The sequence below is a fragment of the Mesocryomonas lacus genome, from assembly GCF_055730105.2.
In genome coordinates this window covers 470,637-495,640 of sequence record NZ_JBUZWF020000002.1, presented here as the reverse complement: position 1 = coordinate 495,640, position 25,004 = coordinate 470,637, and the positions used below count along the sequence as shown (strand labels likewise).

Genomic DNA, 25,004 nt, shown 5'->3' with positions numbered 1-25,004 from the left:
TGGGAGGGGCTTTCAACATGAAACGCAGAGAATTCCTGGCCGCCGGCGCCAGCGCCGCGGCCTTCGCCGCCCTGTCCGCCCGGCTGCCTGCCTACGCGCAGGATGCCGGCGCCACGATCGAAAAGCCCTCGCTGACGCTCGGCGTCGGCGGCAAGCCGCTGCTCTACTATCTGCCGCTGACGATCGCCGAGCGGCGTGGCTTCTTCGAGGAGCAAGGCCTAACGGTCGCGATCAATGATTTCGGCGGCGGGGCAAAATCCTTGCAGGCGCTGGTCGGCGGATCGGTCGATGTCGTCACCGGTGCCTACGAGCACACGCTGCGCATGCAGCACCGCAGCCAGGACATCCGCGCCGTCGCCGACCTCGGCCGCTTTCCCGGCATCACCATCGCCATCCGCAAGGAGCTCGCCGGCGAGATCAAGTCGATCGCCGACCTGAAGGGACGCGCCATGGGCGTCACGGCGCCGGGCTCCTCCACTGCCCTGATGCTTCAATACGCGCTGGTCAAGGCCGGCTTGAAGCCAGACGACGTCTCGATCGTCGGCATCGGCGGCGGCACCAGCGCAGTGGCCGCGGTCAAGCGCGGTGAGATCGCCGGCTTGTCGCACCTCGATCCCGTGACGTCGCGGCTCGAGGCTGACGGCGCCATCGTGCCGCTGATCGATACGCGGACCGAAGAAGGCACCCGCCAGCTGTTCGGCGGCACCAACCCGGCAGCGACCGTCTACCTCCGACACGACTTCGTCGAGGCGAACCCGGTGACGACGCAGCGCATCGTCAATGCCTTCCTGAAGTCGCTGGCCTGGCTGCAGTCGGCGACGCCCGACGAGGTCGCGGACACCGTCCCTGAGGACTATCTCTTCGGCGACCGCGAATTCTACAAAACCGCGTTCGAGAAGGCCCGGCCGATGTATTCGCCCGATGGCCTGATCACCGAAGACGGCTTCACCTCCATGCTGGCCATGCTGAAGACGCTGGAGCCGGCCGAGTTCGGCAATGCCGAGTTGACGTTCGCACAGACCTTCGACGACCGCTTTGTGAAGGCGGCGAAAGGCTGAAGGCCAAAGGCCGAAGCACTTTCGCAGCCGCCACCAACCGCGTGAGACCGCCGGCGCCTTGATGGGCACCGGCGGTAAAGCCTTGAACTCCCCTTGCGGGCCGAGCCCTTCAGATCACCGGTTGGACTAGCGCCGCTCGCCACCGGCGGGGTTGCCATCCGAAGTCCGGTGCTGCAGGTCGCTCTCGCCCTCGATCTCCTGCGCGGCATGCGCCCAAAACTCATGCTCACGGCCCTGCGGCCTGCCGGCCTCCTCCCAGAGGTGGTACGCCCTGTCGCGAACTTTCGGGGTGTTATCAATCGTCATCATCACCATCCCAATTACTACGTTCCGACCGGAGCCTTAACCGGCTCGCGGTGTTAAGCTGTTGAATTAGCGCAGCAAGGACGAGGCTCAATGTCGACTGTCAGTTGGAAAGACGTAGCCTCCACCGAGACGCCCGGTCCGGCGAGTTTCGGGGATCTGACCCTCACCATCACCGAGGAAAACATCGCCCAGTGGAAAGACGACCCAGACGGCCGCTTTGCCGTGATGGAGACGCCCGACGGCGTGTCTCCGGTCGATCTCGGCAAATTCTTTCCAAGCCTCTAGAAAACGCTACGACTTCACTATCTTCGCGGCACCGGCACGCCGGACCGCGAGGAGGCATCGGCTTCTGCCAACAAACGAGACCAGCATCCTCCCCCTGGGCAACGGTCAATTCGCTGCGTCGGCTTGGCCGCCAGAACAGCGGCTCACGCCGCTATCGCAGAGGGAGTGAGCGCCGCAAACCAGTCGGCATAGGGGGTATTCTTCACCATGTGCCGGTTGTAATCGGGCGCCCCATCCGCCCACCACACCGGCCCACGCTCGCCGAGGGCCGTCTTGGCCTCGTCCACATGTTGGCGCGCAGCAGCAACGGCTGCAGCGTTTCCCTTGGCATCCCTAACGGCGCGGCGCGCCTTCATCAGGTCGTTGACCAGATCCTGTCGGTGCTCTGGCGCAAGACCGGGATTGCTGCAGCGCCAGAGCCGGCCGCGGACGACGAAGTATCGCCCGTCCGGCGTGCCGGGATAATCGGGCATGGGTCAGCCCTTTGCCGCGCGGATCGCGGCGATGACAGAAGCGAGCTTGGCTTCGCCGGCGCTCGTGAAGCGGGCCCTCGTCCCATCGATCTCGATAAGATCCGCGTCTGCGAGTTCGCTCAGGCCGTCGGGATCGGCGACATGACCGTTGCCGTCGTCGATAACGACTTGACCGACGGTCTCGCCGCTCGACAGCGCGTGGTAGGCAGCAAAGGTCAGGATCGACAACGCCTTGTCGGAGTGATCAGTCTGGGACATCTCGGTCACTTTCGCGGTGGTCGGGTCGGTTGCGGCATGAGCGGTAGCCGCTGATGCCTGTTGAAGAGGGTCCGCCGAGGCGGACCCCGAGGCTCAGTCCATCAGGTCGGCGGGCACCTTGCCGCCGTTCTCTGAAAGCTTTTTCATGACCGCCTTCTGCAGCCAGACATTCATCGTGGCGCTGTCGCCGGTGTCGCCGGTGTAGTTGAGCTCCTTCGCCAGCTCCTTGCGGGCGGCGATGTCGCTGTCGAGGCCCAGCGCCTTGAGCGTGTCGACGATCGAGGTGCGCCAGTTCAGCGTCTGGCCGGACTTCTTCACCGCGGCATCCATGATGGCGGCAACGTCGACGTCCGCCGGCGCTGCGGCGGGCGCAGAGGCCGCCGGCGTCGAAGGTGCGCCCACGGCGGGTGCGGGCGTCGGAGCAGCTTCGGCAACGACGCTCGTCGGCGCGTTCGGCGACGACGGCGAGACGGCCTGTGTCGGGGCAGGTGCTGCTCCTGCCGTCGGGGGCGTTGCGGCAGCCGGGGTCGCAGCAGCCTCTGCATGGCGGTGGAACAGGGCGTTCTTGATCTTGTCGAAAATGCTCATTGTAAAATGTCCGTCCGTTTGAGGGTGCAGTCTGAACGGCAGCCAACCGCCCCCGTTCCGCCCCATCTCGGCAAAACCGTCGAGACTTCGCCCTGCCGTGCTCCAGTCTCGCGGGCGAGATAGCGACGTCTGACCTGTCCGCCGGGTCGGTCCATCTCCCTGCCTCTTCCGGGACGGCGAGGATCGAGATGACAGCGTGCGGCTTACCCGGCCGGCGGCCGCAACAAGGCGGATACCAGCGCCGCCGCACCGGATTCCGCGGGACCCGGGCGGCGAGATATGCTCTGACGGCGCGAGAAGATTTTGTGAGGCGGGCAAAAGCGTGACGGATGACGGCGGACCGATCTTCGACGAGGCGTTCCTTGCGCAGATCGAACTCCTCCTGCGGTGGCGTCGCGACGTCCGTCATTTCCGGCCGGACAAGGTGGCACCGGAGATCCTCGTGCGCCTGCTGGAACTTGCGGATCTCGCGCCCTCGGTCGGCCTCAGCCAGCCTTGGCGCTTTGTGCTGGTGGACGACGCCGCGCGCCGGACCGCCATCCGGGAAAACTTCGAGGCGTGCAACGCCGCCGCGCTGGCCGAGTACGACGGCGGACAGGCAAGCCTCTACGCCCGGCTGAAGCTCGAAGGGCTGAGCCAGGCGCCGTGCCACCTCGCGATCTTCGCCGAGGAAACGACGCGCCAGGGCGCCGGCCTCGGCAAGGCGACCATGCCGGAAACGATCCGCTACTCCGCGGCGATGGCGGCGCATACGCTGTGGCTCGCCGCGCGCGCCGTCGGCATCGGCCTCGGCTGGGTCTCGATCCTCGACCCCCGCGCCGTCGCTGCGACGCTCGACGTGCCAGAAGGCTGGACGCTGATCGGCTATTTCTGCCTCGGTTATCCCCGGCGCCCTGCCGACATTCCCGAACTTGAGACCGAAGGCTGGGAGGCCCGGCAGCCTGTGGCCAGCCGCATTTTCAAACGGTGATTGTCGCTGGGAACTCCCGCCAGCTAGGCCTGGCCCTCGACGAAAGGCCCAAGCTTCGGGGCGCTTCAATGGAGTGGAGGCAGAAGAGTCGACGCCGGTCGACAAATAAGCGCCGGCTACGTCAAACACTCGATCGTAGAGCCTGCCGGGCATGGCGCTCGGCCCGGGTTTGTGCAGAATGTTAACCTAGGGATACTAAGGTCGAGCCTGTTCGTCCTTTTCCGCGGCAGAGGTGTAGCATGGCGTCCGCCCGAAATGCGCCGCGGCGGTTACCGGTCGGAATGTCATGACGCGTTCTGCCCTGACCCAAAGTGAACCGGCGCTTCCCATGTCGGCCTTGCCGCGCCCGCGCGAGGCGCCGGACGCCTCCGTCGAGGTCGCCGACATCTGGTGGATCATCTGGCGCCGTCGCCTGCTGGTCGCAGCCGTCGCTGCCGTCCTCGTCGCCCTGGCGGCCGCCTATGGCCTGCTGACGCCAGCGCAGTATTCCGCCCACGGACAGATCCTGATCGACCCGCGCGACCGCGTGGTCGTCGCCAACGACGTCAACCCGGCGGCGATGTCGCCCGATGGCGGCGTGGCGCAGGTCGAAAGCCAGACCAAGGTGCTGGAATCCTCGGGCGTCCTCCTGCGCGCCATCGAGATGCTGAACCTCGAGGAGGACGACGAGTTCGGCGTCCGCCCCAGCACCATCGCCTCGCTCGGCGGCAGGCTGCGCAGCCTCCTCGGCCTGCCGCCCGCCGCGGCGCCGAAAGGCGAGGCGAGCGCCATCGTGCTGCGGGCGATCCGCCAGAAGCTCGGCATCCAGCGCGCCGACAAGGTCTTCGTCATCGATGTCGCGATGACCGCCCGCGATCCGGACAAGGCCGCCGAGATCGTCAACGCCATTCTGAAAAGCTATCTCGCGGACCAGGCGCAAGCGCGCACCGACGCGGCGGTCGAGGCATCGCAGTCGCTGACGGGTGGGCTTGAGAGGCAGCGCGACAAGGTGCGCGAGGCAGAAAGTGCGCTCGAGCGCTACAAGGCCGAGAACGGCATCGTCGAGGCCAACAACCTCCTCGTCAGCGACCAGGAACTGGCGCGCCTCGCCTCGCAGCTGAGTGCGGCAGAGGCGAGCACGGCTCTCCTGCGCACGCGCATCGGCCGGTCCAGCGACGATGCGGCGACCGCCGAGGCGATGACGTCGGCGACCATCTCCCAACTGCGCAGCCAGGAGGCGACGCTGGTGCAGCAGATGTCCGCCCTGCAGCGTCAGTTCGGCCCACGGCATCCGTCGCTGCGCAACGCCGCTCTGCAGGTGTCGGACCTTCGGCAGCTGATCGCCGGCGAGCTGGCGCGGCTGAAGCGGTCGAGCTCGAACGACTATGCGCGGGCGCTCGCCTACGAAAAGTCGCTCGCCGACGCCCTCGCCGCCGCCAAGGTGAAGAAGGCCGAGAGCGACCAGCTGCTGATCGGCATGCGGGCGCTGGAACGCGACCTCGACGTCAACCGCACGGTCTATGCCTCGTTCTCGCAGCGCGCGCAGGAGACCGGAGACCAGTCCGGCATCGATTCCACCAATGCGAGGGTGATCTCCTGGGCCTTGCCGCCGCTCGACAAGAGCTGGCCGAAGACGACGCTGTTCGTCGTCGCAGCGGCCGCCGCGGGCCTTGGCCTCGGCGTCTTCGCCGCGCTGCTGGCGGAATACCGCGCGCCGACCATCGTCTCGCGCATCGACATGCGCCGCATTTCAGGGGCGTCCGAACTCGGGCTGATCTCGCTCGACCGGGCTCCCCGCCGCCGCTGGCCCTGGCCGCGCTCGCAAGCCCGGCGCTCGTTCCACCGCGAAACGGACGTCGCGATGGCCCGCGCGCTGCAGCTGCTGCAAGGCGCGTCCGGCGGCGGCCGCAGCATCTTCCTCACTTCGGGCGACGGCGAGAACGAGGAGCGCGTCACCATCGTGCTGATGCTGGCGACGATCGCGCTGCGGCTGTCGAAGCGCGTGCTGTTCATCGACGGCAGCTCGGTCGAGCTGTCGAACCCGCAATCGCCGGGGCTGCTGGAGATCCTGCGCGGCGAGCAGTCGCTGGCCTCGGCGATCACCATCGATCACGCGACGGGCCTTGCCGTGCTCGGCCGCGGCCAGGGCGTGATCCCCGGTGGCGGCGGCAACGGGTTCGAACGCGTGCTCGCGGAAGCCTGCAGCCGGTTCGACCTCGTGCTCATCGACGGCTGCGTCATCACCGAAGATCTCGGCGCCTTGCCGATCGCCGGCGGCGCCGACGAGGTGGTGTTCGTCGCGCGGCTCGGCGCCACGCGCCGCGAGGAGGTGACGATGGCGGCGGACGTCCTCTCGACGCTCGGCCGGCGGATATCGGCGACGCTGTTGATCAAGCCGGCGTCGCTCGTCTGAGATGACGCCGGCGGCCCGCCCTTTCCCGCCGCGGAGCCACCTGCCGCCGGCCGGGAGCATCGGGCTGTCGACACCGAAGTCCCCTCGCCGCCCGGTGACGCGGCTTCTGGTGATTTTCACGCTGGCGGTGCTGTTCGCGGTCTCCGGCGGCCTGCTCTGGGACCTCGGCATCAATTACGAAGGCCTCAGCGGCAGCGGCGCCTCGAAGATCCACCCCTCGACCTACCTGATGATCCTCCTGTTCGGCTGGATGACCCTCACTTCCGGCAATATTGTCGCTTATTTCCTCGACGTTGCGGCCCGCCGGCCGGCCAGCGTCTTCCTGGTGGTCGCGACCCTCATCACCTTCGTGCAGACAGTGCTCCGCCACGGGCCGGGCATGGCCGGCCTCCTCGACACCTTCCTGCCGGCCGCCCTCGTCGTGATGATGATGGCGCGCTTCACCGACCGCAGCTTTCGCGACGCCGAGCTTCTCATCCACGTCGTCATGACGGTGAACGCAGCGATGGCGCTGGTCGAACTGGCGAGCGGGCACCTGTTCTTTCCCTACCGCTTCGACGGCGCGGTGTTCGAGACGGACCTCCGCTCCTCGGCGCTGCAAGGCCATCCGCTCGCCAATGCGCTGATCACCGCGCCCTATGCGCTGGCGGTGATCAGCGGCGGCGGCACGCTGTCCGGGCCGACGCGCCTCGTCCTCTTCGCCTTGCAGTGCCTCGCCCTCGTCGCCTTCGGCGGGCGCTCGGGCATGGTGGTGACGCTGGTGCTCGGCGGCGGCTACCTCGTCGTCGCCGCGCACCGGGCGCTGTCGAGCGGACGCATTCCGCTGCTCGCGGTCGCTGCGGTAGCGTTGATCCTCACCATGCTGCCGATCGCGCTCGGCGGCCTCGCCGTCTCCGGCTTCTTCTCGACGCTGACGGACCGCTTCGTCGAGGACGGCGGCAGCGCAAATGCGCGGGTGAAGATGTTCGACATCTTCGGCTACCTGCCGGCGAGCGACATCCTCTTCGGCCCGGACGCCGCCTTCGTCGACAGCGTCCGGCGGATCAACGGGCTGGAATGGGGCATCGAGAACCCGATCGTCAGAACGCTCCTCTACCAGGGCGCGCTGATCACCGTGCTGCAGACCGTTGCGGTGACGTGGTTCCTGTTCGAGATCGCGAAATTCACCCGCCGCGGCATCTTCCTGCCGATGCTGGGCTTCGTCATCCTCCTCAACACCGCCGAGAGCATCGGCGCCAAGACGACGCTGCTGACGAAGTTCGCGGTGATGATGCTGTGCTTCTACCCGCCGCATCAGGCGCTCAGCCGGGCGCTTCGAGACCCAGCGCCGAGGTGATGGCGGGATCCAGCCGGCGGGTGGTCTCGTCCATCATCCCGAGCCCGTCGAAGAGATTCCAGAACGCCCAGCCGAAGCCGCTCTCCTCGGCCGCCCGGCGGACATCGCCGACATAGCGCGCGCGATCGTCCGGGTCCGCCGCGACGTAGCGCCCGCCACTCTTCAACGCTCCGAATTCGCCGAGCAGGATCCGGTCGCGCGGAATGGCATGGTGGTCGGCGAAGGCGCGCATGTCGGTGAAGAAGCCGTTGATGAAGCCGCGATCCGGCTGCGCCTCGAAATACTGCCGCAGCACCGTCTCGGTCTCGGCATAGGCGCTGGCCTTGTCCGCCGCCGGGGTGTCGCGATCAGTTTCCATCTGCCGGCGCACGGCGGCGAGCGTGCCCTCGAGGGTGCCGGCCGAACCCGGCCAAGGCACGGCGTTGAGCGCGCGGTAGACCGGTTCCGACATCCACGGCGCGCCCTGGTGGGTGAAAAGGTAGGGCTCGTAGAAATGGAAGGTGAAGAGCATCGGCCCGCCATCGGCCGCTGCTTGCGGCTGCCCCTCGGCAAAGCCCGACACCATGCTGCCGCAGGCCCCGGTCGCGACGTAGGTGAGGTCCGGCGCCGCACGCCGCGTCGCCCTGACGAGCGAGCGCTGCACTGCCTGCCATTCCCGCGCACCGCAGGCCTGGAAAGGCTCGTTCACCGGCTCCAGCGCGATGCGGTCCTGCGGAAACTCGGCAAGGCCGGCGGCGAGATCGCCGACCAGACGCCGGAACGCGTCGAAGGCCGGCGCGTCGACGCTCGCAAACATACTCTCGGGCCGCCAATGGTGTGTCGCGGCATTGGCTTGCAGGTTGACGATGACGCCAAGGTCCGCCGACAGGCCGAGGCCCACGGCGTCGAACACCTCGGCGAGCAGCGCGGCGCGGCGGCGGCCGGAAAAGGCGAGGAACGGCCCGGGATCGACCGGCAAGCGGATGAAATCGAAGCCCGCCGACTGCAAGGCCATGAGATCGGCCGAGGTCGGCACCGGACGATCCGCCTGGAACGGCGGCCAGGCATAGTCGGTGCGGGGCGCCGGATATTCGGTGGTCAGCGAGAACCAGGGCCAGGTGCTGATCCCCCGCCGGAAGACCGCGGGCGCCGCGGCGGAGGGCGCGGCGCGGGCAGCCCGCGCGGGAACGGCGAGCGGCAGCAGCGCCGCGGCGGTGCCGGCGGCGGCGAGGAAGCGGCGGCGGCTCCAACCCAACCCGCCGGCGCTCATCGTGGCCGAAGCGATCCGCTGGCGACGCGCTTTTCTTCGTCCGGCGCGGCCGCAGCCTTGCCCGCGACAGCCAGCGGCGCGCGCGCCTCGGGCACCACGATGCGGGGAGCGTCGCGGTGCGGGACGTCGGCCAGGCGCCGGGCCGCACCGCGCCGCAAGGGCCGCTCCTGCGCGATGATCTCCCGCTCATAGGTCTCGAGGATCTCCGTCCAGTCGAAGCGGGCAGCCTCGGCATGAGCGATCGCGCGGATCTCCGCGGGCGATCGCCCGCCATCGAGGGCGGCCTGCATCAGCCGCTCGCAGCTGTCGGCATCGGCGAAGAAGGCCCCGGCCTCGCCGGCCGTCCACCGGTTGAAGGGGTTGTCATGCGCGATCACCGCATTGCCGGCCGCCAGCGCCTCGACCAGCGAGGGGTTGGTGCCGCCGACCATGTGTCCGTGCAGATAGGCGGCGGCATGGAAGCGCAGCGCGCGCACGGTCTCGGCCTCGTAGATCGCTCCGGGGAACAGCACCTCGTCGCTGGCCGCGGCCTGGATGGCGCGGTGATAAGCATTCGCCTCGTCGAGCGTGCCGAGCACCACCAGCTTTGCCCCGCGCTGGCGGCGCGAAAAGGCCTCGACCATGGTGAGGATGCTGTTGTCCGGCTCGAGGCGGGCGATCGAGACGAGGTAGCGCCCAGGTGTCAGGCCAAGGGCCTCGACGGGCTCGGTCGGGGCCGCGTGAAACACGTCGGCGCCGTAGGGGATCATCACGCTGGCGCTGCGCGGCCGGCGGCGCGCCAGATGATCCTGGATCGCAGGATGATCGGCGATGAGACGGTTCGACGTCCAGGCGGCGATCCACTCATTGACCCAGAACCAGGCCTTGACCAGCGGGCCCCATTTCTCGCGGCGCCATTCGATGCCATCCATATTGGTGAGGAGGCGCCGGCCGCGGATCCGGAGGTAGGGCAGGAAGACGGCGCCGTTATAGCCGAGGACGAGGCAGACGGCCGACCGCCCTGCGGCATGCCGGATGCAGCGCCAGTCGAACAGCAGCGTCGCCGCCGGCCCCTTGGCCGCGACCTTGACGACGATCTGCTCAATGCCGTTCCAGTGATGCGAAACGATGCTCTCGTCCTCGCCGGCCAGAACCTCTTCCTGGCAATAGACGCCGACATTCCAGCCGCGCCGGACTAGAAACAGCGCGAGGTTTTCGGCGAACGTCTCGAAGCCGCCGTGCGATGCCGGCACACCGCGCGTTCCCAAAATGAGCACGGAGTGTTTATCAATGGGCACGATTGAAATTCCTTCATGCAGGCATCCCGCCTATCACCGCACGAGTACATAAGCTATAAAAGCTTACGTCATAATCCTGAAATGCCCCTGATCATCGGTATCAATACTCATTAATAAAAGCACCGTTAGCTCACGTCGTTCAAGAACTTGAGAATTGTATGAAAATTGTCTGCGTTCATCAAGGCTATGAACTCTATGGCTCCGACCGCAGCTTCATCGAGAGCGTTGCGGCCATGCGCGTGGCCTATCCCGGGGCAGACATCGAGGTCGTGCTGCCACGCGACGGCCCCATCGTCGAACCGCTGCGCAAGCTGGCGACCCGAATCGCCTTCGAACCGCTCTTCATCCTTCGTCGGCGCGGTCTCGTCCGCATGCTCGTCACCGCGCCGGTCCGGCTGCCGCTGGCCGTGGCGCGCGCGGCCCGGCGCTTCCGGCACGCCGATATCGTTTACATCAATACGACGGTGGTAATCGACTACGCATTGGCGTCGCGGCTATTTCCCGGCAAGGCGGCGCTGCACGTGCATGAGATCCCGGAAGGGCGGGCGATGACGGTATTCCGCCGGCTCCTGCTCTGGAGCCGGGCGCGGATCGTCTTCAACTCGCGCGCGACGCGCGACGCCTACGCCCTGCCGCCGGCGACGCCGACGCGCATCATCTACAACGGCATCCCGATCCCCGCGCAGCCGCCGCGCGCTCCCCGCGACGCCGGACAGGGGCTGAACGTGCTGATGCTCGGCCGGATCAACCGGATCAAGGGCCAGGAAGTGCTGATCGAGGCCGTCGACCATCTGCCGCCGAACCTCAAAGCGCAGGTCGCGGTGCGCGTCGTCGGCGATGCGTTCGAGGACCCCGCGCGCGAGCAGGCGCTGCGGGATCTCGTCGCGGCGAAGGACCTGTCCCGCACCATCGCCTTCTCACCCTTCACGCCCGACCCCTCGGCGCATTTCGAATGGGCGGACATCCTCGCCATCCCGTCGCGCCGACCGGAATCGCTCGGGCGCGTGGCCATCGAGGCGATGGCCTACGGGCGGCCGCCGCTGGCTTCCGCCATCGGCGGACTGGCGGAGATCGTCGAGGACGGCGTCACCGGCTGGCTGGTCCCGCCGGACGATGCGGCCGCGCTGTCGGCAAGGCTTGCCGACATCATCGATACCCCGGCGGCCTGGTCGGGCTTTGCCGCCGCCGGTCGCCGGCGCTACGAGACGGTGTTCAGCGCCGAGGCGGTCTCGGCGGCCATCGCGTCGCTGATCTCGGAGATGGCGGCGCAAGCCGAGAACCCCCAGCCGGCGACGGGCGAGACTTCAGCGGCATGATCTCCAAACTGATCCACCTCGGCAAGCGCTCGGCCATCATGCTGGGCGGCGAGATCATGCAGAGCGCGTTTCATTTCGGGCTCAGCATCGTCCTGATGCATGCCCTCTCGCCGAACGATTACGGCGTCTTCGCCATCGTCCTCCTGATGGGCGGGCTGTCCTTGACCTACATGCGCTCGCTGGTCGGCATGCCCGCGGCGCTCCTGATCCCGCCGCATGCCGGCACGCGCCGAACCTTGCCGCACGAGGTGGCGCTCGGCTCCGCAGCGCTGGCCTATGCCGTGCTGATCGGGCTGATCGTCGCATTGGTTCTGCATTTCTGGCTGCAGGCCGATGCGGTGGCGGGCGGCCTGTTCGTCGGCCTCTGGTCGCTCCGCAGTTCGCTGCGCAGCACGATGTTCGCCAAGAACAGCCAAGGGCTCGCCAGCCTCAGCGACATGGCCTTCACCGCCAGCGGCGCCCTGTTGTCGGCCGTCCTGTTGACGGGGCTGCCGGCCGTCGACCCGCTGCAGGGCGTGTTCCTGGTGCTGGCGCTCGCCAATGCCATCGCGATTCTCGCCGCGCTGCTGCTGCAGCGCCAGCGGCCGCGTCTGACCTACCGCCGGCAACGGCTGCGCCACTACGCGCGGATGTCGCGGCAAATCGCCTGGTCGACGGCGGGAACGACGATGGGCAACATCCAGGCGCAAGGCCAAGTGCTGCTGATCGCCGCGATCGCCGGTCCGGCCGCCTATGCGCCGGTGGCCGCGATGCTGGTGTTCTTCGCCCCCTTGCGGCTGGTCTCCTCGGCGCTGGCGAACATGATCCAGCCGGAGCTCTCCGCCCTCACCGCCCGCGGCGAAGGGGGGCGGGCCGCCGCCCTGACGCGCCGCTGGACGGTGGCGACCGGTGGCATCGGCGTCGTCTACGGCCTCGCGGTAGCCGTGGGCATGCCGATGCTGGCGACGCCGATCTTCGACGGCCAGCCGCGAACGCTGATCGCGGGCCTCGCCTGGTGCATCTCCATGGCGCCGCTCCTGTACGTCATGCCGAAAATCCTTCTGGAGGTCCGCCACCGCTTTCGCACCCTGGCGGCGATCAGCGCTGTCAGCGCGGTCCTCGGCATGGCGCTGGTGGCCGTGCTGCTGATGCTGACGACGCCGGTCTATTCGCTGGCCGGAAGCCTTGCCTCGGAGATGCTCGTCCTCGTCTGCTGCTGGGCGGCGGTCAACCGCTCCCGGACGGATTGGCAGCCCGCCGGACGGTCAGCCCCCGCCTCTTCCTGACACAGTGCGCAGGACGCCGTCGCAGCCCGAAGGCTTCTGAAACAAACCCTATCGGCCGAAGTCAGAAGCGCCGCGGTGCCGGGGCGGAACCATCGATGAATTCGAAGGAGCCCGAGCGGTTGAGGGTGTGCAGGCGCCGGCCGGGCCAGCCGGGACCAGGCCTCAGGATCGTCTCCACCGTCTGGGCGAAGCCGTCATCGTCGAGCCGCTCGACGCGTGCCAGCCCGAGCGCCGCGCCATAGCCGTTGCGGCAGTCCTGCACCGGGCGCCAGAGAACGCCGTCGCGCTCGACCATCCGTCCGGCAGGCCGCGCCGAGGCGATGTCGATCAGCACGGGATTGCCGGCATGCGGCCGGAAGGGGCCGCGGAAGCTCTCCGCCGACCAGAGGTGCAGCACGTCGGAGAACGCCCCCGCATTGCCGTCCCGGACGGTCGCGAACATCCAGAAGCGACCGTCGCGCTCGATGAGCGTGGCGTCGCTCGCGATGATCCCGGAGAGCAGCGTCACCTCCTTGACCCAGCCGCCGGGAAAGGCGGTCGCGCGGTAGAGATCGACGGTGCCCGCGCCGCTGCTTTCCGGGATCATCCACATCTCGCCCTCGGCCGCGAAGACGAAGGGATAGGAGAGATGGCAAGGCTGCTCGAGCACGGGTTCGGGCCGGCCGATCGGACCGTCCGCGCCCATTTCCACCACAGAGATGATGCCCCGGCCGAGGGCATGCTGGAAATCCTCGACGAAGAGGAAGGTCCGGCCCTGGTGCTCGATGGCGAAGGGATCGGCATAGAACCGCTTTCCGTCGTCGGGAAGGTCCGTCCACCCGCCGGCGGGATGCTGCGGCCGGTCGATGAGATCCGGGCCGTCGATCCGGCGCCAGCCGACCCGCCAGTGCGGCGAGGCGAAGCACAGTCTGTAGCTGTGGCGGACCGCGGCGCGCGCGACGGTCTTGGCGGCCCGCATCGCGAGGCGCCCGGGCTGCAAGTTGTGCTGGCAGGGCGTGGCATAGGCGATCGCCGGAGCCGGCGTCCTCGCTGGCGCCCGCAGCGTGGCAACGGCCGAGAGGATCACGGTGATGACGCGCGACAGCCCGTCCTCGAAAGCCTCGCGCGTCACACCCGGGTTCTCCGTTCCGAGCCGGGCGGCGATGACGAGATCGGCGCCCTCGCGGATTTCGGCGACCGGGGCGTGATGCGCGAGGACGGAGGCGAGAAGTCCGCCCTCGCCCGCGACGCCGTCATAGGTCAGACGCCAGCGGCGCGTGCGGTCCAATGCCTCGGCGGCGTCTTCGGGTGAGCGAGACCCGCCATCGGTAAGGTCGAGGATGAGGTCCGGCCTTGCCGCGCCCTTATCGAATTCGGCGAAGGCGCCGGGCAGGACACACGCGCTGGCGGCGGGCGGCGAAAGGCCGTAGGCGGCGGCCTCAAGGCGGAAGATCCGCTCGGCCCCGGCCGGCAGACCCGATCCGTCTTCCACGATCTCCGCTTCCACCGCCAGCCCGCACGCGGCCGACATCCGCTCGAGCAGGTCGAGCTGCCATTGCCGCAGCGCCTGCGCCTGCAGCAAGACCCGCACCCGGAGCGCCTGTTCTCTCACCATGCTTTTTCCCAAGCGCAGAGGTGGGCGGTCCGGCCGCCTGCGTCGCTCACGCCCTTTCCCGCAGACGAGGAAGGTGAAACGAAACGCTCAGTCCCGCTGAAGAATGCAGCAAAGGCGAGCCCTTTGCCGCGATACCAGCCGCAATCCAAAGCATACCAGTGCCGAATTGCTCCAAATTCCTCGCCAAGGTCGACACGCCCGCACAATCTAGGCGAGTGTGGCTTCGGCAGAATGCGCGAAGCTGGCGCGATAGAACTGTACCGGCACCCCCGCATTCACCCTAAGCATCTTCAGCCACCGACACCGAGACCGGACGCGCATGCCGTGCCCGCAGAACGCGGAGGGTCTCGGCCGAGCGCTCGGCGATGACGGCCAGCGCGCCCGGCAAGGTCCGTTGGCCGATGACCGAATCCAGCCGGACGCTCGTATTGGCGAAACGCTGCTTGAACGGCTCGGCGCCGCAGAGGAAGTCGACCATGCCGATCCCATGGTCGATCGACCACTGGATGTAGTCCATCATCAGCACCATGCCGGGCGAGCCGCGCTCGACCGCCGGGTCGTAGCTGGTGACGAAGGCCATCATCGTGCCGGCCTGTTCGAAGTTGATGGAGATGGCGATGACGGCGCCCTCGCATTCGAGCACGAAGATCCGCAGGATTCCGGCCTCGGCGAGGACGTCGACGAGCGCCGACAGCGTCTGCGCGCCGTCGTCGTAGAGGTCGGAGCGGTTGCCGGTGGTGGCGAGCCATTGCCGCTTGAACACGCCGAGGCGCTCCAGGATGGGGCCGCGCGGCGCGTCTAGCGGCAGCAAGCGAAACGCCAGCGTGCCGGTCTCGCCGAGGGATTTCTGGCCGCGGCGATAGTTCTGCCGGGTCTTCTTGGAATGTCCCTGCAGCCAGGCGGCACCATTGGTGAAGGGGCCTGCGACGCGGTAGCTGGTCTCGGCCCGGTGATGCGGCCGCAGCCGGCTGCGGCGCCCCGGCGCCAGCAGCGCGCGGGCCGTGGCGCTCGGCAGGAGGCGGTTGAGGTAGACGAGATCGAAGCCACCGGCCGCCGAGAGGTGATCCCACATCCGCGACAGGACGGCCGCATCGGCGCCGGGCGCGAGAAGCGCGTCGCCGTAGTCGGTATGGTCCTTCGCCGCCCATTCCAGGAGGCGCAAGCCGCGCCGGCGGCAGGTCGCGAGCGGCAGCACGGCGATGAGCCGCTCGTTCTGCCAGGCGAGGACGATCATGAGCTTGCGCCGCTCGGGGTCCGGCAGCGTCCGCCACCAGGCGCCGATCCAGTGCGGGCTCTGGAAGATCAGCGCCCCGGCCTCGGACCAGAGCCCGTGCCAGGCGTCGGCGACCGCCGTGAGGCGATCGGCGGTGCGGACGATCTCCAGCCGCTCCGGTGCAGGCCCGGAGTCTGCAAAGACTGCCGGCGCCGCGCCGTTCACGAGAGGGTTTCGGGCTGCGCGGCCGGCTTGACGCGGCGGCGGTACCCCTTGGCGATCAGGCGTCCCATCTTCTTCAGCGGCAGGAGGTAGAGCCCGGACAGCGACTGGTAGTCCCTGACGTCCCGGTCCACCAATCCGAACTTGAAGTCCTCGTCGCGCTCGGGAACGCAGAGCGTGCCGAACAGCCGGTCCCAGAACGAGAACAGGAGGCCGAAATTCTTGTCGTAGTGCCGGGGGTCGACGCTGTGGTGGAGCTGATGCCAGTGCGGACAGAGGACGACGTTGTTGAGCGGCCCGAAAGAGATCTTGAAATGCGTGTGCCGCACGAAGTCCATCATCAGGATGTTGCGCATGACGTAGACGTTGATGCCGAACACCGTCAGCTCGACGAGGTTCAGCTGCAGCACCGCCCAGATGCCGAAGCAGATGCCGGGGATGACGCCGTCCCAGATGCGGTTCATCAACTCGTCCAGCGGATGCACCCGGTCCTTGGTGATGCCGACCATGACCTCGGCGGAGTGGTGCACCTTGTGCAGCTCCCAGAGGATCGGGAAGCGGTGCTGGGCCGTGTGGTAGAGATAGTAGGAGATGTCGTAGGCGAGCAACATGGTGATGGTGAACAGCACCACCGTCACCGGTCCCGCCGGGCCGGCGATCAACGGCGCCTCGATGCCGAAGGCGCTGGTGATCGCGAGCTTGGTGACATAGCCGACGGCGACGACGAACGTGATACCCGCCGGGATCAGCAGTAAGGGCATCAGCGCCTTCTTGGTGATCCAGAACAGGAGATCCGCCTTCGCCGAAGGGTGGAGCGCGACTTCCTTCGGCAGCGCGAACTCGAAGAATTCGCCGAAAGAGCGATGCTCACTGGTGCGGAAATAGGCGACGATCGCCGAGACCAGCGCCGTCAGGAAGAGCAAGCCGGTGGCCACGAGCCCGGTGACCGACAGCTTCTCGTAGATGGTTTCCAGAAGCGCTGCGTTCACGGCCTATCCCCTGGACCCTTCTACATCCGGGTCGCCAGCCGCGAAACCCGTCCACAAAACGCTGACACCCTGCGGCTCCCAGCGCCACCATTTTCTCAACCGGCGGATGCCATGTTACGCTAACCGATCTACCGCGAGCTTGTCGAATTTCACAGCCCTGGCGCTAAAGCATTCCTGAGCACATGGTAAATACTGCAGACAGTTTTTCCAGTTTCATTAGATAATTAAGGCGTTCTACGCCCGCTAACCATTCGCTGCCCGATAATGCAATGGATCGAAACCCAAGGGGAAACGAAAGGCTTCCTCAAACATTGCTGGCTACCAACACTATGTAGCCAGTGAGTAGAGCCCTTTGCCCCAGGTCCGCGCCCGTTTTTCAAGACAACTAGCGGTGCTGATGGGGGCCGTCTTCCTGGCGTCGCTCGCCATGCTGGTCTTCTACGTGCTGTCGGGCGCATCGACCGTTGACGCCAGTTCGCTGCAGCGGGACCGCTCGCTGCTGGCGCAGGCGGTCAGCGAGGCGAAGCGCGAGATGAGCCGGGACCAGCAGACGGTCGCCGTCAACGACGAGGCCGTGACGCGGATACGGGATGGCGACCTCACATGGATCGAGGCTCACATCAGCAGCCGCATGCGCCAGTTGTTCGGCCATGACCGGACTTACGTCCTTGGTCCCGACGATCGGCCGATTTATGCCATGGAGAATGGCGAAACTGTAGCAGCCGCACGTTTCGACGAAATCGCCGGCACGGTGGGGCCGCTGGTGCGCAAGCTGCGCTCCCAGATGGACATTGGGCGGTATCGGACGAGCAATGCGGTCGCCGACATCGGCACTGTCGGAACCTTGCCGGCGATCATCGGCGTCAGTGCGATCCTTCGGTCAGGGGATCCGACGGAACGCGAGTCTGATCGCGCGCCCCTTATCGTCTCCACCCGGTCCATCGACACCAAGCTGCTCGACGGCATCGGCATGGAGTACATGATTCCGAACATCGCCTTCTCACCGAGCGACAGTTATTCGCCGGTCCGTGCCAGCCTCGAACTCCGGACCAGCCGCGGCAAGCAGATCGGTTTCATCACCTGGGAGCAGCGCCGGCCTGGCCGCCGTCTGATGAACGAGACGGCGCCGGTGATGGGCGCCGTGTTCGTGCTCATCGTCCTCCTCATCGCCATTCTCTCTGAGCGGCTGCGGCGCTCTGGATCGCGGCTGGAGGCCAGTGAGTCCCACGCCAATCACATCGCCTTCCACGACAGCCTGACGGGCCTTGCCAATAGGTCGCAGTTCCATACCAGCCTCAACGCCATGCTAGATACCCGGCAGGCCAATGATCGTGGTTTCGGACTGCTCTGCCTCGACCTCGACCGCTTCAAGGAGATCAACGACACGCTGGGGCATCCCGCCGGCGACGATCTGATCCGCCAGGTCGCCCACCGCTTCCAGTCGGTCATCGGCCCGCGCGACCTGCTGGCGCGGCTGAGCGGCGACGAGTTCGCCATCCTGACGCCCGAGATTTCCACGATCGACGCCCTGGCGTCGCGGCTCATCGCCGTCACCAATGAGCGCTTCGATCTCGGCGGCTCGCCCGCCTGGATCAGCGTCAGCATCGGCGGCGTCCCGATCGCCGATCCCGCGCTGACTGGCACCGAGATCCTGCGCCGCGCCGACCTCGCGCTCTACCAGGCGAAGGCGATGGGACGCGCGCGCAGCTTCATCTTCGACGCGACGCTCGATGCGCTGGCACGCGAGAAACGGCTGCTCGAGATCGATCTCCGAACGGCGCTGGAGACTGGCCAGGGTTTGAGCCTCGCCTACCAGCCCCTGTTCGGCGCCGACCTCGCGACCATCGTGGGGGCCGAGGCGCTGATCCGGTGGCGGCACGCGGAGCGCGGCAATGTCTCCCCCGCCGACTTCATTCCGATCGCCGAGGAGCGCGGTCTGGTCGCGGCGCTCGGCGAATGGGTGATCCGCGAGGCGTGCCGGACGCTCGACGAGATCGATATCCCCTGGATCGCGGTCAACGTCTCGCCGATCCAGCTGAAAACAGCGGGCTTTGCGGCGAAGGCGATGGCGATCCTGAAGGAGGCACGCATCGATCCGCGGCGCATCCAGATCGAGATCACCGAAGGCGTCCTGATCGACCCGACGCCGACGATCGTCGCAGCGCTTGCCGCCTTCCGCTCGGCTGGGGTGCGCGTCGCCCTCGACGATTTCGGGACGGGGTATGCCTCCGTGCAGTATCTCGCCCGCTACAGCGTCGACAAGATCAAGATCGACCGGTCCTTCGTCCAGGACGTCGGCAATCCTGAGGTTTCCCCGGCCATCGTCCGGGCAATGGTCGATCTTGCGGGCGCCCTCGGGATCGCGGTGGCGGCCGAAGGCGTCGAGACGGCACGGCAGCGTGACGGGCTGATCGCGCTCGGCTGCGGCGAACTGCAGGGCTATCTCCTGTCCCGGCCGATCTCCCAGACCGACCTTGCCGTCCTCTGCGCCACCACGCAGTTGCGCCTGTTGCTGCGCGATATCCCCGCCGAGCCGCTGCGGCGCCTTCACGCCTGACCGGCGCCGAAACGTTTGCGACCGGCGGGATACCCGATATAGCCAAGGCAAGCTAAGCCAAGCCGCCCGCCATCGTCAGAGGTCGGCGGCGTAGGCGATCGGGAAAGGGCGGAGATCATGGAGGTCGCGATCATCGGCGGCGGGCCGGCGGGGCTGATGGCGGCCGAGACGCTGGCCGGCAAGGGTCACGCCGTGACCGTCTACGACGCCATGCCGACCCTCGGCCGGAAATTCCTGCTCGCCGGCAAGTCCGGGCTGAACCTCACCCATTCCGAAGACCTCGCCAGCTTCATCGCACGCTATGGCGCGGCAGAAGGGCGGATGGGCTCGGTCGTCGCGGCCTTCGGCCCGGCGGAGGTGACCGATTGGGCGGAGGGGCTGGGCACAAAAACCTTCGTCGGCTCCTCGGGCCGGGTCTTCCCGACGGCGATGAAGGCCTCGCCTCTGCTCCGCGCCTGGCTCGGCCGGCTCGCCGGCCTTGGCGTCCGCCTGCGGCCGCGGCACCGCTGGACCGGCTTCGATGCCTCGAACGGGCTCGTCTTCGACACCCCCGACGGACCGCTGATGGCCCAGCCGGACGCGACGGTGCTGGCACTCGGCGGCGCGAGCTGGCCGCGGCTCGGCTCGAATGGCGCCTGGGTGCCGTGGCTCGCGCAACGTGGCGTCAACATCTTGCCGTTCCAACCCGCCAATTGCGGCTTCGACGTCGACTGGAGCCCGCATTTCCGCGACCGCTTCGCCGGCGAACCGGTGAAGTCTGTCGTCGCGACGTCGGCGGCGGGCGCGATCCAGGGCGAGTTCGTGATCAGCCGGGACGGTATCGAGGGCAGCCTCGTTTACGCGCATGCGGCAGCGCTGCGCGATCAGCTCGCAGCGGACGGCGCCGCGCAGCTGCTGCTCGATCTGGCGCCGGGGAGGACGGCCGAGCAGCTGTCGCGCGATTTTGCCCGGCAGCCGGGCAAGGCGAGCTTCTCGAACCGGCTGCGCAAGGGCACCGGGCTTTCCGGCGTGAAGGCCGGGTTGCTGCACGAATTTGCGTCAGCCGCCGAGCTGATGGTGCCCGACCGGCTGGCGGCGCGCATCAAGGCGCTGGCGGTGCCGGTGGTGCGGCCGCGGCCGATCGCCGAAGCGATCTCCTCGGCCGGCGGCATTGCGCTCGATGCGGTCGACGAACGGTCGATGCTGACGGCGCTGCCCGGCGTGTTCGTCGCCGGCGAGATGCTGGACTGGGAAGCGCCGACCGGCGGCTATCTGCTGACCGCCTGCTTCGCGTCCGGACGGGTGGCGGCCCTTGGTGTCGACGCCTGGGCGGCAGGCCGATAGGCGAAAGCGCCAGAACGTCAGAGCGTCAGCGGCGCAGCGTAGCCGGTGAGTTCGAGATAGCCGCGGCCGCCCGGGGTCCGCACGGCGCCTTCCCAGTAGACGGGCAAGCCGCCCGAACGGCCGTCGAGCTCCTGGTCGTCGAACAGCGGCGTCAGCGGCATCCGGCGCTCGCCCTCCGGCAGTCGGATCGTCAGCACCTGCTCCACCGGATAGCTCGCCTTGGTGCGCGGCGAGGTCCAGCGGCGGACAGGTTCGAGGCGGATGTCGCCGGGGGCAAGGCGCACGATCGACCCGTCCGGGCGGCGGAAAGATCCGCCGGCCCAGAGCGTCGCATCGTCCTTGCCACGGATGCGGAAGGCGACGAGCGCGCTGCCGTCGTCGAGGTTGAGGCCCGTCCAGTCCCAGCCTTCGGCTTCCGCGGACAGGAAATCAGACGACCATTCCCGGTCGAGCCAGGCTTCGCCGGTCACCGCAACCGGCTTGCCCGCGCGGATAAGCGTGCCGGAGACCGCGAGATGCGGCATCGAATAGTAATAGCTCGCCTCCTCCGGCTTGGCGCCCTTGCGACTGACGCCGTTCTCGCCTTGCAGGAAGATCTCTTGCGTCGGCGCGAAGGCGAGGTCGAAGGTGAAGTCGGGGGCCGCGACCTTGGTGGTGAAGCGGTCGTCGGCGCGGCGCTGGAACGTCCAGTCCCTCAGCACGATGGCCGCATCCTTCGTTGCCGCTTCCGCGATGCCGAAGCCGGCCCGGGCCGAGCGTTCGGCATGGAGGAGATGGCCGACCGTGGGATCGGACAGCGCCGCATGGGCAAAGAGGATCTGCTGGGGCGCGAACCGGCTGGGGTTCTTGGCATCGATCTCCGGCCGCGAGCGGAAGAAGGTCACCTGGAAGCCGAGGTCTGCCCCGTCTGGCGTTTTCAGCCAGCCGGTGACGTACCACCATTCCGTGCGGAAGGCGGGATGGGCGCCGTGGTCGGCGGGAAACTGCAACGCCACCCCCGGCGTCACCGCCGGATAGTCAGCCGGAACCGCCGCTGTGACGCCGAGGAGCAGCGCGAAGAGAACCTGCAGAAAACGCATCACCAGTCCTCCCGTACCGCCAGCACGGCGTTCATCGCCGTCGCCCGGCGGCCCGCCAGCATCGCCGTCACCGCCGCCGCAAGCACCAGGGCGACGACAACGCCGGCGATGGTGCCGAGCGGCAGGCGCGTCGTCATCGTCCAGTTGAAGGATTGCGGGTTAATCACGTGGATCAGCACCTGTGACAGCACACCGCCGAGGAGCACGCCCGCAAGTCCCCCGATCCCGCCGAGCAGTGCTCCCTCCAGCCCGAGCATCGCCGTGATCTGCCGCTTGCCGAGCCCAAGATGGCGCAGCATGCCGAACTCGCGAACGCGGGCGATGGTCTGCGACGACATGGTAGCGGCGACGCCAGCAAGGCCGACGAGGATCGCCACCGCCTCCAGAACGTAGGTCACGAGAAAACTGCGGTCGAAGAGGTCGAGCGCGAAAGCCCGCAACGTCGCCGGCCGGGCCAACGAGACGCCGGCGCGGGTCTCGGGCGGCAAGGCCTCGAGCAGCGCCCGGCCGACGGCGTCGGGATCGGCTCCCGGCGCCAGCATGATGCCGGCCTCGCTGCGGGCGGCGTCCTGGGTCAGGCGCGTATAGTCATCACTGCGGACGACCAGCGCGCCTTGCTGGCGGGCATAGTCGCGCCAGACGCCCGCGACGGTAAAGCTTGTGCCGCCACCGAGCGGCAGCGTCACGGGATCGCCGATGCGCCAGCCGTAGAGCCGGGCAGCCGGCTCCGATACCCAGACCGGCGTCGCGCCGGGCGGCGGCGTCAGCCCGCCCTCGATCAGCACCAGAGGGGTCGCCGGCGTATCGACCGGCCGCGCGATCAGCGTCACCGGCGGCCGGTCGGCGGCGAGCGTCAGCGGGATCTGGCGGCTGAAGGAGATCGAGGCGACGCCGGGCATGGCGGCGAGGCGTGCCTGCAGCGCGGGGTCGAAGCCCGCGCCGGCCTCGCTTCGCAGATAAAGGTCGGACGAGAGCACCTCGCCGAGCCACTCGTCGACGGCGCCGCGAAAGCTCGTGACCATCGTGGCCATGGCGATCATCAGCGCTGTGCTCGCGACGATGCCGCAAAGCGCCGTCGCTGCCTCGCCCGGCGCGCCGTGGACGTGCCGGACCGCCAGCGATCCCGCGACGCCGCCGCCCGTCCGGCGGGCCAGCGGAGCCAGCAGGCGGCGGGCGAGCCAAGGCACGCCGGCGATGCCGCCGGCCAGCATCAGCGCCATGCCGCCGAAGCCGAACAGCGGCAAGCCGCCAACCGGGGGCAGCAGACTGGCGAAGCCGCCGGCGGCGAGCAGAACGAGGGCCGGCTTCCACGGCACGGGGCTCCGGGGGTCGATGATGTCGCCGCTGTTCTTCAATGCCGCCGCCGGCGCGGCCCTTGATGCCGCACGCGCGGGGAGGATACTGCCAAGAAGCGCTGCCGCCACGCCCAGCGCGAAGAAGGCGGTAGCTGCCATCGGCTGGAACACGATGCTGACGCCGCCGCCCCTGAAATAACCGGCGCCGAGATCGCCACCGAGAAGCGTCAACGCCGCGACCGCGAGGCCATAGCCGGCGGCAAGACCCGCGAGCGAGCCGATGATGCCGATCACCAGCCCCTCGAGTGCCACCATGGCGACGATGCCGCGCTTCGGCAGGCCAAGCGTGCGCACCAGCGCGAAAGCCCGCAGCCGCCGCGCCACCGACAGCGACTGCGCCGAGAAGACGAGGAACCCGCCGGTCAAAAGCGCCACCAGCGCCAGCATGTCGAGGTTGACGCGGTAGGCGCGCGACAAAGCGCTGCCTTGCGCCGCCTCGCTGTCGGAACTGCCGAGGACGATGTCGCCGGGCAGGATGCGGCCGAGCGCGGCCTCGGCGACGGCCCGGTCGGCGAGCTTCAGGTCGATCCGGTCGAGCCGGCCGAGCCGGTCGAAGCGCCATTGCGCGGCGGCGATATCGATGACGCCGATCGCCTGCCCGTCCGGCGCGGCGGCGAGAATGCCGGCGACGGTGAGATCGGCGGTCCGGCCCTTGGCGCTGACCGTCAGGGGGGCGCCGACCTTGGTGCCGGTCGCCGCCAGCGCCGCCCGCGAGAGGAAGAGCGCGTTCTCGTCGAACAGGCCGGGGCCGCTGATGCCGTTGGTGCGCTGGCCGATGAGGCTCGGCGTGACGCCCGCAGCGCGGATGACGTCGAGGCCGAGCAGGCTGAAGGAGGCCGTGCCGGCTGTCGCGTCGAGACTGATGACGGGGCTCGCATCGGCAACGCCCGGCGCGGCGATCACCTCAGCGTAGAGCGCCTCGTCGAAGCCGAGCGGGCTTGCCGCACGCACCGACACGTCGGCAGCGCCGTTGACGCCGCGCACCGCGCCGTCGAAGGAGGCCAGCGCCGAGCCGTTGACGAGATGCACGGCAAAGCCCAGCGCGACACCGACAGCGATGGCGATGGCGGTGCCGAGGAAGCGGGCGGGATGCGCCCTCGCCTCGCCGAGGACGAGCCAGCGCAAGGCGAGACGGGCGGAGAGGATCTCACCCATGCCGCGCCACGAGGCCCCCGGCGGTTAGCGTCAGCACATGGTCGGCAATCGCCGCGGTGGCGCTGGAATGGGTGACGATGATCGCCGCCGCTTTGTCGCGCCGCACGGCCTCGGCGAAGAGATGCAGCACCTTTTGCGCGGTCTCCGGGTCAAGATTGCCCGTCGGCTCGTCGGCGAGGATCAGCGCCGGCCGGTGCACCAGCGCCCGGGCGATGGCGACACGTTGCAGTTCGCCACCGGAAAGGTCGCGGGCATAGCCGTCACCGCGGGTGCCGAGCCCGACGGCATCCAGCATCGCCTCGGCCCGCTGCTCGATGCCGGGCGCCTCTGCCGAAACCAGCGCCAGCGGCAAAGCGACGTTCTGGCGCAGCGTCAGGTAAGGCAGGACGTGGAAGGCCTGGAACACGAAGCCGATCCGCTGCCGGCGCAGCCGCGTGCGGGCCGCTTCGTCGAGATCGCCGAGAACCGTCTCCTCGATCGCGACGCTTCCCGCATCGCTGTCGTCGAGCCCGGCCAGAATGTTGAGCAGCGTCGACTTGCCGACGCCGGATTCGCCGATGATCGCCACGACCTCGCCGGGAGACACATCGAGGTCGAGGCCGGCGAACAGTGTCCGCCCGCCCGGCACCGATTTGGACAGCGATCGGACGCGGAGGGTACTGGCGTCGGAAGAGGTCAAGAAGGCGGGTCTCTCGGTAAAGCGGCCGAGGAGCGGCCGGCCGTGTCGGCATGCAAGCGCATATG

The 25,004-nt window shown here is 68.3% G+C and carries 21 protein-coding genes; 9 read left to right on the top strand and 12 right to left on the bottom strand.

All coding sequences use genetic code 11. The features are described 5' to 3' along the window. Positions 1 to 17 precede the first annotated feature (17 nt). A complete protein-coding gene (locus tag ACZLZQ_RS07380; RefSeq protein ID WP_472948795.1) occupies positions 18 to 1,058 on the top strand; it encodes an ABC transporter substrate-binding protein in 1,041 nt (346 codons plus the stop codon). 126 nt (positions 1,059 to 1,184) lie between these two features. Here ACZLZQ_RS07380 and ACZLZQ_RS07375 read toward each other — a convergent pair whose 3' ends face one another. Further along, positions 1,185 to 1,364, bottom strand: a complete 180-nt coding sequence (locus ACZLZQ_RS07375; protein WP_472933663.1) for a DUF2934 domain-containing protein — start codon at positions 1,362 to 1,364, stop codon at positions 1,185 to 1,187. 90 nt (positions 1,365 to 1,454) lie between these two features. Here ACZLZQ_RS07375 and ACZLZQ_RS07370 point away from each other — a divergent pair, with 90 nt between their 5' ends. Further along, a complete protein-coding gene (locus tag ACZLZQ_RS07370) occupies positions 1,455 to 1,649 on the top strand; it encodes a hypothetical protein (protein ID WP_472933664.1) in 195 nt (64 codons plus the stop codon). Between the two features lie 143 nt (positions 1,650 to 1,792). On the opposite strand, the gene ACZLZQ_RS07365 is transcribed toward ACZLZQ_RS07370, so the two are convergent. From ACZLZQ_RS07365 to ACZLZQ_RS07355, 3 genes are all read right to left on the bottom strand, one after another. Then, positions 1,793 to 2,122, bottom strand: a complete 330-nt coding sequence (locus tag ACZLZQ_RS07365; protein ID WP_472948794.1) for a hypothetical protein — start codon at positions 2,120 to 2,122, stop codon at positions 1,793 to 1,795. Between the two features lie 3 nt (positions 2,123 to 2,125). Next, entirely contained in the window at positions 2,126 to 2,380 is a 255-nt protein-coding gene (locus tag ACZLZQ_RS07360; protein WP_472948792.1) for a hypothetical protein, read from the bottom strand. A gap of 93 nt (positions 2,381 to 2,473) precedes the next feature. After that, entirely contained in the window at positions 2,474 to 2,968 is a 495-nt protein-coding gene (locus ACZLZQ_RS07355; RefSeq protein WP_472948791.1) for a DUF3597 domain-containing protein, read from the bottom strand. A 322-nt stretch (positions 2,969 to 3,290) separates the two neighbouring features. Between ACZLZQ_RS07355 and bluB the strand changes: the two genes are divergently transcribed. From bluB to ACZLZQ_RS07340, 3 genes are all read left to right on the top strand, one after another. Further along, positions 3,291 to 3,938: a 5,6-dimethylbenzimidazole synthase gene (bluB, locus tag ACZLZQ_RS07350; protein WP_472933668.1), complete on the top strand. Its 648-nt coding sequence runs from the start codon at positions 3,291 to 3,293 to the stop codon at positions 3,936 to 3,938. A 286-nt stretch (positions 3,939 to 4,224) separates the two neighbouring features. Beyond that, entirely contained in the window at positions 4,225 to 6,330 is a 2,106-nt protein-coding gene (locus ACZLZQ_RS07345; RefSeq protein WP_472948790.1) for a GumC family protein, read from the top strand. Positions 6,331 to 6,439: 109 nt separating this feature from the next. Further along, positions 6,440 to 7,666 carry a VpsF family polysaccharide biosynthesis protein gene (locus ACZLZQ_RS07340; RefSeq protein WP_472948788.1) on the top strand — a complete coding sequence of 409 codons (1,227 nt, stop codon included), beginning with the start codon at positions 6,440 to 6,442 and terminating at the stop codon, positions 7,664 to 7,666. Here ACZLZQ_RS07340 and ACZLZQ_RS07335 read toward each other — a convergent pair. Continuing rightward, a complete protein-coding gene (locus ACZLZQ_RS07335; RefSeq protein WP_472948787.1) occupies positions 7,632 to 8,915 on the bottom strand; it encodes a glycoside hydrolase family 5 protein in 1,284 nt (427 codons plus the stop codon). The two genes, ACZLZQ_RS07340 and ACZLZQ_RS07335, sit on opposite strands and share 35 nt — an antisense overlap. Beyond that, a complete protein-coding gene (locus tag ACZLZQ_RS07330; protein ID WP_472948786.1) occupies positions 8,912 to 10,192 on the bottom strand; it encodes a DUF1972 domain-containing protein in 1,281 nt (426 codons plus the stop codon). Before ACZLZQ_RS07330 ends, ACZLZQ_RS07335 begins: the two co-directional genes overlap by 4 nt. Positions 10,193 to 10,350: 158 nt before the next feature. On the opposite strand from ACZLZQ_RS07330, the gene ACZLZQ_RS07325 reads away from it, so the two are divergent. Next, on the top strand, positions 10,351 to 11,508 hold the full coding sequence (locus ACZLZQ_RS07325; RefSeq protein ID WP_472948785.1) for a glycosyltransferase family 4 protein: 1,158 nt from the start codon (positions 10,351 to 10,353) through the stop codon (positions 11,506 to 11,508). Next, positions 11,505 to 12,773 carry a polysaccharide biosynthesis protein gene (locus ACZLZQ_RS07320; protein WP_472948783.1) on the top strand — a complete coding sequence of 423 codons (1,269 nt, stop codon included), beginning with the start codon at positions 11,505 to 11,507 and terminating at the stop codon, positions 12,771 to 12,773. The genes ACZLZQ_RS07325 and ACZLZQ_RS07320 overlap by 4 nt, the downstream gene beginning before the upstream one ends. 61 nt (positions 12,774 to 12,834) lie before the next feature. Here ACZLZQ_RS07320 and ACZLZQ_RS07315 read toward each other — a convergent pair whose 3' ends face one another. The 3 genes from ACZLZQ_RS07315 to ACZLZQ_RS07305 all read right to left on the bottom strand — a co-directional run bounded on the left by ACZLZQ_RS07315 (position 12,835) and on the right by ACZLZQ_RS07305 (position 16,791). Further along, positions 12,835 to 14,367, bottom strand: a complete 1,533-nt coding sequence (locus ACZLZQ_RS07315) for a glucosamine inositolphosphorylceramide transferase family protein (RefSeq protein ID WP_472948782.1) — start codon at positions 14,365 to 14,367, stop codon at positions 12,835 to 12,837. Between the two features lie 280 nt (positions 14,368 to 14,647). Next, positions 14,648 to 15,805: a GNAT family N-acetyltransferase gene (locus ACZLZQ_RS07310; RefSeq protein ID WP_472948781.1), complete on the bottom strand. Its 1,158-nt coding sequence runs from the start codon at positions 15,803 to 15,805 to the stop codon at positions 14,648 to 14,650. Beyond that, complete coding sequence (locus tag ACZLZQ_RS07305; RefSeq protein ID WP_472948780.1) at positions 15,802 to 16,791, bottom strand: sterol desaturase family protein; 990 nt, start codon at positions 16,789 to 16,791, stop codon at positions 15,802 to 15,804. The genes ACZLZQ_RS07310 and ACZLZQ_RS07305 overlap by 4 nt, the downstream gene beginning before the upstream one ends. Positions 16,792 to 17,188: 397 nt before the next feature. Here ACZLZQ_RS07305 and ACZLZQ_RS07300 point away from each other — a divergent pair, with 397 nt between their 5' ends. Both ACZLZQ_RS07300 and ACZLZQ_RS07295 read left to right on the top strand, forming a co-directional pair. Continuing rightward, positions 17,189 to 19,348, top strand: coding sequence for a putative bifunctional diguanylate cyclase/phosphodiesterase (locus ACZLZQ_RS07300; protein ID WP_472949213.1), 2,160 nt, complete (start codon positions 17,189 to 17,191; stop codon positions 19,346 to 19,348). A gap of 117 nt (positions 19,349 to 19,465) precedes the next feature. Continuing rightward, complete coding sequence (locus ACZLZQ_RS07295; protein WP_472948779.1) at positions 19,466 to 20,671, top strand: TIGR03862 family flavoprotein; 1,206 nt, start codon at positions 19,466 to 19,468, stop codon at positions 20,669 to 20,671. Between the two features lie 17 nt (positions 20,672 to 20,688). On the opposite strand, the gene ACZLZQ_RS07290 is transcribed toward ACZLZQ_RS07295, so the two are convergent. Genes ACZLZQ_RS07290 through ACZLZQ_RS07280 form a run of 3 tightly spaced genes read right to left on the bottom strand, consistent with a single transcriptional unit; the run spans position 20,689 to position 24,939 of the window. Further along, positions 20,689 to 21,750: a lipocalin-like domain-containing protein gene (locus ACZLZQ_RS07290; RefSeq protein ID WP_472948778.1), complete on the bottom strand. Its 1,062-nt coding sequence runs from the start codon at positions 21,748 to 21,750 to the stop codon at positions 20,689 to 20,691. Continuing rightward, positions 21,750 to 24,260, bottom strand: coding sequence for an FtsX-like permease family protein (locus ACZLZQ_RS07285; RefSeq protein ID WP_472948777.1), 2,511 nt, complete (start codon positions 24,258 to 24,260; stop codon positions 21,750 to 21,752). Before ACZLZQ_RS07285 ends, ACZLZQ_RS07290 begins: the two co-directional genes overlap by 1 nt. Continuing rightward, positions 24,253 to 24,939 carry an ABC transporter ATP-binding protein gene (locus tag ACZLZQ_RS07280; protein WP_472948776.1) on the bottom strand — a complete coding sequence of 229 codons (687 nt, stop codon included), beginning with the start codon at positions 24,937 to 24,939 and terminating at the stop codon, positions 24,253 to 24,255. Before ACZLZQ_RS07280 ends, ACZLZQ_RS07285 begins: the two co-directional genes overlap by 8 nt. Positions 24,940 to 25,004 lie beyond the last annotated feature (65 nt).

Bases quoted from the DNA above. Each gene is read 5' to 3' on its own strand.
- ACZLZQ_RS07380 (WP_472948795.1), top strand. From the start codon at position 18: ATGAAACGCAGAGAATTCCTGGCCGCCGGCGCCAGCGCCGCGGCCTTC.
- ACZLZQ_RS07375 (WP_472933663.1), bottom strand. From the start codon at position 1,364: ATGACGATTGATAACACCCCGAAAGTTCGCGACAGGGCGTACCACCTC.
- ACZLZQ_RS07370 (WP_472933664.1), top strand. From the start codon at position 1,455: ATGTCGACTGTCAGTTGGAAAGACGTAGCCTCCACCGAGACGCCCGGT.
- ACZLZQ_RS07365 (WP_472948794.1), bottom strand. From the start codon at position 2,122: ATGCCCGATTATCCCGGCACGCCGGACGGGCGATACTTCGTCGTCCGC.
- ACZLZQ_RS07360 (WP_472948792.1), bottom strand. From the start codon at position 2,380: ATGTCCCAGACTGATCACTCCGACAAGGCGTTGTCGATCCTGACCTTT.
- ACZLZQ_RS07355 (WP_472948791.1), bottom strand. From the start codon at position 2,968: ATGAGCATTTTCGACAAGATCAAGAACGCCCTGTTCCACCGCCATGCA.
- ACZLZQ_RS07345 (WP_472948790.1), top strand. From the start codon at position 4,225: ATGACGCGTTCTGCCCTGACCCAAAGTGAACCGGCGCTTCCCATGTCG.
- ACZLZQ_RS07335 (WP_472948787.1), bottom strand. From the start codon at position 8,915: ATGAGCGCCGGCGGGTTGGGTTGGAGCCGCCGCCGCTTCCTCGCCGCC.
- ACZLZQ_RS07325 (WP_472948785.1), top strand. From the start codon at position 10,351: ATGAAAATTGTCTGCGTTCATCAAGGCTATGAACTCTATGGCTCCGAC.
- ACZLZQ_RS07320 (WP_472948783.1), top strand. From the start codon at position 11,505: ATGATCTCCAAACTGATCCACCTCGGCAAGCGCTCGGCCATCATGCTG.
- ACZLZQ_RS07315 (WP_472948782.1), bottom strand. From the start codon at position 14,367: ATGGTGAGAGAACAGGCGCTCCGGGTGCGGGTCTTGCTGCAGGCGCAG.
- ACZLZQ_RS07300 (WP_472949213.1), top strand. From the start codon at position 17,189: ATGGGGGCCGTCTTCCTGGCGTCGCTCGCCATGCTGGTCTTCTACGTG.
- ACZLZQ_RS07295 (WP_472948779.1), top strand. From the start codon at position 19,466: ATGGAGGTCGCGATCATCGGCGGCGGGCCGGCGGGGCTGATGGCGGCC.
- ACZLZQ_RS07290 (WP_472948778.1), bottom strand. From the start codon at position 21,750: ATGCGTTTTCTGCAGGTTCTCTTCGCGCTGCTCCTCGGCGTCACAGCG.
- ACZLZQ_RS07285 (WP_472948777.1), bottom strand. From the start codon at position 24,260: ATGGGTGAGATCCTCTCCGCCCGTCTCGCCTTGCGCTGGCTCGTCCTC.